The following is a 4,611-nucleotide window of genomic DNA, read 5'->3' as shown; positions in this document are numbered from 1 at the left end:
GGCCCGCCGCCCGCCGGCCAGGCGGACCTGTCCGAGAGCGAGCCGTATCGCCCGTCCGGTTCCCGCCCGCCCGCCGCCCGCCAGCCAGCCGCCCGGTCGTCCGAACCGGTGCGCGAGCGGCGCGCGGACGCGACCCGGGGCGCGGATGCCACCTTCCACCGCGACGACCTGATCGGGGCGGGCGAGGGCGTGTTCGGCAAGGGCGCGCAGGGTTTCGCCGGGATCATCGAGAAGATCCTCAAGGACCAGGGCGAGCCCAACGCCTATATCGCCGGGCGCGAGGCGTCCGGCGCCTTCGTCGTCGGGCTGCGCTACGGCTCGGGCGTGATGACGCACAAGGTCGAGGGGCAGATGCCGGTCTACTGGACCGGACCGTCGGTGGGGTTCGACGTCGGCGGCGACGCCAACAAGGTGTTCGTGCTGGTGTACAACCTCTACGACAGCGCGGAACTGTACCATCGCTTCCCGCATGGCGAGGGGCACCTGTACTTCGTGGGCGGCTTCTCGGCGACGTACCTGCGCTGGGGACATGTGGTGGTGATCCCGGTGCGGCTCGGCGTGGGACTGCGCGCGGGAGTCAACATCGGCTACATGAAGTTCACGCGTAAATCGAAATGGCTGCCGTTCTAGGCGAGCGTCCGGAGGTCGCGAGCCCGGCCGGCGGCAAGGGCCTTGCCCGTGGAGCGGCCATCGCCCGACGGGGGGGCGCGCGGGACCATGCAGGGAGGCGATGCAGCGGACGCGGCGGCGGTTCGAGCGGCCCCCCTCACCCGTATTCCACCGCCTCGAACCGCATCGGCTCGCCGCGCGGCGCCTGCCCAAGCTCATCCTCCCACATCGCCACCTGCCCGCGCACGATCGTGCCGATCGGCTTGCCGGCAAGTTCGGCGCCTTCGAACGGCGACCAGCGGCTGCGCGAACGCAGCCATGCGGCATCCACCGTCCACCGCTTCCCAAGGTCCACCACCGTCAGGTCGGCGTCGTAGCCGAGCGCGATACGGCCCTTGCCGACCAGCCCGAACACCCGCTGCGGCCCCGCGCTGGTCAGGTCGATCAGCCGCGCGAGCGTGAGGCGGCCGGCGGCGACGTGATCGAGCATCAGCGGCAGCATCGTCTGCACGCCGGGCATGCCGCTCGGGCTGTCGGGATAGGGCCTGGCCTTCTCCTCGCGCGTATGCGGCGCGTGGTCGGAGCCCAGGATGTCGGGCACCCCCTGCGCCAGCCAGTGCCACAGCCCGTCGCGATGCGCGCGCGAGCGGATCGGGGGGTTCATCTGCGCGAACGAACCGAGCCGGGGATAGGCGTCCTCGCCGGCCAGCGTCAGATGCTGCGGCGTCACCTCGCAGCTGGCGATATCCTTGGCCGTCGCCAGCAGCTCCAGTTCGGCGGGGGTGGAGACGTGGAGGACATGGATGCGCCGCCGCGCCGCGCGCGCGAGCGCCAGGATGCGCCGCGTCGCCTTGAGCGCGCTCTCGTCGTCGCGCCAGACCGGGTGCGAGGCGGGGTCGCCCGGCACGCGCTCGCCCAGCCGCTCCTGCATCCGCCCCTCGTCCTCGGCATGGATCGCGACGCGGCGGTGGCCGGACGCCAGGACCTGAGCGAGGATCGATTCGTCCGACACCAGCAGGTCGCCGGTCGAGGCGCCCATGAAGATCTTCACCCCCGCAGTGCCCGGCAGCCGCTCCAGCTCGGCCAGGTCGGCGGCATTGTGGTTAGTCGCGCCGACGTAGAAGGCGTGGTCGCACCACATCCGCCCGGCCGCGCGCGCCAGCTTGTCGCCGATCGCCGCCGCGCTGTCGGTGTTGGGCTTCGTGTTTGGCATCTCGAACACCCCGACGATACCGCCCATCACCGCCGCCTCGCTGCCGCTGGCGAGGTCCTCCTTGTGCTCCAGCCCGGGCTCGCGGAAATGGACCTGCGTGTCGATGACGCCGGGAAGGATATCGAGCCCGGTGCAGCTGATCGTGCGGGCGGCGTCGGGAACGGAGCCGATCGCCACGATCCGACCGTCGCGCACGCCGACGTCGGCCGCCACGGGGCCGGCCGGCAGATGCACGGTGCCGCCGGTCAGCCTGAGTTCCACCGCCGTCATGCCGATCGCCCCTTCCGTGCCGCCGCGCGCCTTCCTACCTGTGGACGATGGACGAGGCCACCCCCGCCGCGGGCGCGACGATGCTGGCCGACCGTTCGGTCCTGCGGCTGGGCGGCGCCGAGGCCCGACCGTTCCTGCAAGGGCTGGTGACGCAGGACGTGACGGCGGTCGCGCCCGGCGCGCCGCGCTGGGCCGGGCTGCTGACGCCGCAGGGCAAGGCGCTGTTCGACTTCATGCTGTGGGATGGGGGCGACGGCGCGTTGCTGATCGACGTGGAGGCGGCGCAGGCGGAGGCGATCGCGCGACGGCTGGCGATGTACCGGCTGCGCCGGGCGGTGACGATCGAGCCGGCGGACGTCCTCGTGCACTGGTCGGGCGAGGAGGGACCGGGACGGGTGCCGGACCCGCGGCTCGCGGGGCTGGGCTGGCGCTGGCTGGGGCCGCCGACGGCGCCTGCGGCCGGGTGGCGTCGGCACCGGCTCGCGCTCGGCGTCGTCGAGGGGGTCGGGGAACTGGGGCAGGACCGTACCTTGTGGCTGGAGTGCAACGCGGCCGAGCTGGGCGGCGTGAGCTTCGACAAGGGCTGCTACGTCGGCCAGGAGAACACCGCACGCATGCATTATCGCGGCAAGGTCGGTCGGCGGCTGGTGGTGGCGGCGATCGGCCCGGAGGGCGATCGGGTGCGGGCGCGTTATCCCGAGCTGGGCATGATGGTCGAACACCGCCGCGTCGACGCGCTGGGCGATGCGCTGGTGCCGTCCTGGCTGGCCCCGGCGCTTGCCGCCGGGGCGGAGCCCGCCTCGGAGCCGGCCGGGTAGCGACGGGTTACGCCGTCCGGCCGTGCGGGACGGATCGCGGCACGTGGCCGGCCACCCCGATCGGTCGCCGCCGGCGGCACGCAAAAAGGGAGGCCGGCTGCTGCCGACCTCCCTTCATTCCACGCCTTGCGACGAAGATTACTGGCCCGAACCCGGACCGTAGGTGATCTCCACGCGGCGGTTCTGCACTTCGCGGACGCCGTCGGCCGTATCGACACGCGGATGCGTCTCGCCGAACGCCTGCGTCTGGATGACGCTGTCGGCGACACCGTGAGCGGCGAAATAGCCCTTAACGGCCGTGGCGCGACGCTGCGAGAGGCCGACGTTGTACTTGGGCGTACCCGAACGGTCCGCGTAACCGGCGACCATGACCTGCGCACCGTTGCAGCTCTGGTACGACGACACCGCGTTGTCGAGAATGGAGGAAGCCTCGGGCGTGATGTCCGACTTGTTCCACTCGAAGAACACGATGAACGGCCCAGGCGAGCATACCGGCGCAGGCGGGGGAGGCGGAACCTCCGGCGGCGGCGGCGGCGGGGGCGGAGGCGGCGGAGGCGGCGGCGGAGCAGCCGGCTCGCCGAAGTTGTACGTCAGACCGCCCAGGATGCTGTGCGACCGGAAACGCTCGTTGAACGACCGGTTGGTCACATCGATGAGACGGACCTTCTCCGCGGTGAAGAAGCGGTACTTCAGCGTCGCATCGAGATGCGACGTCAGCGGCGCGCGAACGCCGGCGAGGCCCTGATAGGCGAACACCGTGTCGGAGTCGTTGAGGAAGCTGCTGTACTGGTTCAGCGCGATGCGATCCTTCACGCGCGCCACGCCGACGCCGCCGCCGACGAAGCCCTGGATCGAATCGGAGTCACCGAAGTCGAGCAGGCCGTTCACCATGAAGCTGAGCGCCGTCACGCGACCGCGAGCCGCGGGATAGGAGCCGGCGGCGGCGTTGGTGAACGTGCCGTTGGCGTTGAACACGGCGGCACCACCGATGGAAGTGCGATAACCCTTGTCGTTCGCCGACTTGTAGGCGACTTCGGCCTCAACCCGGAACGGTCCGAAGTCATAGCCGATGTTGCCGTCGACATCATATCCGTACTTGTGATCCGATACCGCGGCGTTCTTCACGGTTCCGATATCGTAATGGATATCCTCGACAAGTATCGCGCCGCCATCGGCGCCCACGTACCAGGCCTTGTCGCGAGCTAACGCGGGCGAGGCGAGAGCGGTGGAGGCAAGCGCCAGAATAACGGCAAGCTTCCGCATCATGGTCCCCTTTCTATATTGGGTTTGTTCAGTCAGGACTGCGCAAACCCCCTACCCAAAGGTTGGTTTCGTCGCAAGTCGCCAAATGTCCCGGCCTGTGACACAAAGGACACGAGCACAGTCTAAATGCCGGGCGCGATCAGCCCGTGCGTGCGCAGCGCCGCCAGCACGGAGGCCAGTGTCGCGCGCGCCTGTTCGTCGACCGCCGCGCCTCCGGCCGGGTCCGAAATCGCCGGCTGCCGGGCGCCGAGGACGGGGACGCCGTCGACCAGGACGCGGCGGACCCGCGCCTGTCCGATCGTCCAGCCGGCGCCGTCGAACCGTGCAGGACAGGCGTCCGCGAGGCTCCACGCCACCGCGCCCTCGAACGGCGCGACGAACCGCCAGCCGCCCTGCGTCCACCCGGCGAGCGCGCCGGCGTGGCCGGTCCAGTCGCCC

The 4,611-nt window shown here is 70.9% G+C and carries 5 protein-coding genes; 2 read left to right on the top strand and 3 right to left on the bottom strand.

What is annotated here, in order from left to right:
- A partial coding sequence (locus HUV01_RS12380) for a DUF1134 domain-containing protein (RefSeq protein WP_174298545.1) occupies positions 1 to 630 on the top strand: 630 nt, incomplete at its 5' end.
- Between the two features lie 136 nt (positions 631 to 766).
- Here the strand turns inward: HUV01_RS12380 and HUV01_RS12375 are convergent.
- Positions 767 to 2,092, bottom strand: coding sequence for a dihydroorotase (locus HUV01_RS12375; protein ID WP_174298544.1), 1,326 nt, complete (start codon positions 2,090 to 2,092; stop codon positions 767 to 769).
- A 47-nt stretch (positions 2,093 to 2,139) separates the two neighbouring features.
- On the opposite strand from HUV01_RS12375, the gene ygfZ reads away from it, so the two are divergent.
- On the top strand, positions 2,140 to 2,910 hold the full coding sequence (ygfZ, locus tag HUV01_RS12370; RefSeq protein ID WP_254606613.1) for a CAF17-like 4Fe-4S cluster assembly/insertion protein YgfZ: 771 nt from the start codon (positions 2,140 to 2,142) through the stop codon (positions 2,908 to 2,910).
- A 138-nt stretch (positions 2,911 to 3,048) separates the two neighbouring features.
- On the opposite strand, the gene HUV01_RS12365 is transcribed toward ygfZ, so the two are convergent.
- Complete coding sequence (locus HUV01_RS12365) at positions 3,049 to 4,173, bottom strand: OmpA family protein (RefSeq protein WP_174298543.1); 1,125 nt, start codon at positions 4,171 to 4,173, stop codon at positions 3,049 to 3,051.
- Positions 4,174 to 4,295: 122 nt separating this feature from the next.
- Positions 4,296 to 4,611 (bottom strand): DUF2793 domain-containing protein (locus tag HUV01_RS12360; protein ID WP_174298542.1); only part of this gene is annotated, 316 nt, incomplete at its 5' end.

It is taken from the genome of Sphingomonas bacterium (assembly GCF_903643035.1).
Lineage (GTDB): Bacteria > Pseudomonadota > Alphaproteobacteria > Sphingomonadales > Sphingomonadaceae > Sphingomonas.
This window is presented reverse-complemented; position numbering and strand designations above follow the sequence as displayed.

Coding starts and splice junctions, on each gene's coding strand:
- HUV01_RS12375 (WP_174298544.1), bottom strand. CDS start 2,092: ATGACGGCGGTGGAACTCAGGCTGACCGGCGGCACCGTGCATCTGCCG.
- ygfZ (WP_254606613.1), top strand. CDS start 2,140: ATGGACGAGGCCACCCCCGCCGCGGGCGCGACGATGCTGGCCGACCGT.
- HUV01_RS12365 (WP_174298543.1), bottom strand. CDS start 4,173: ATGCGGAAGCTTGCCGTTATTCTGGCGCTTGCCTCCACCGCTCTCGCC.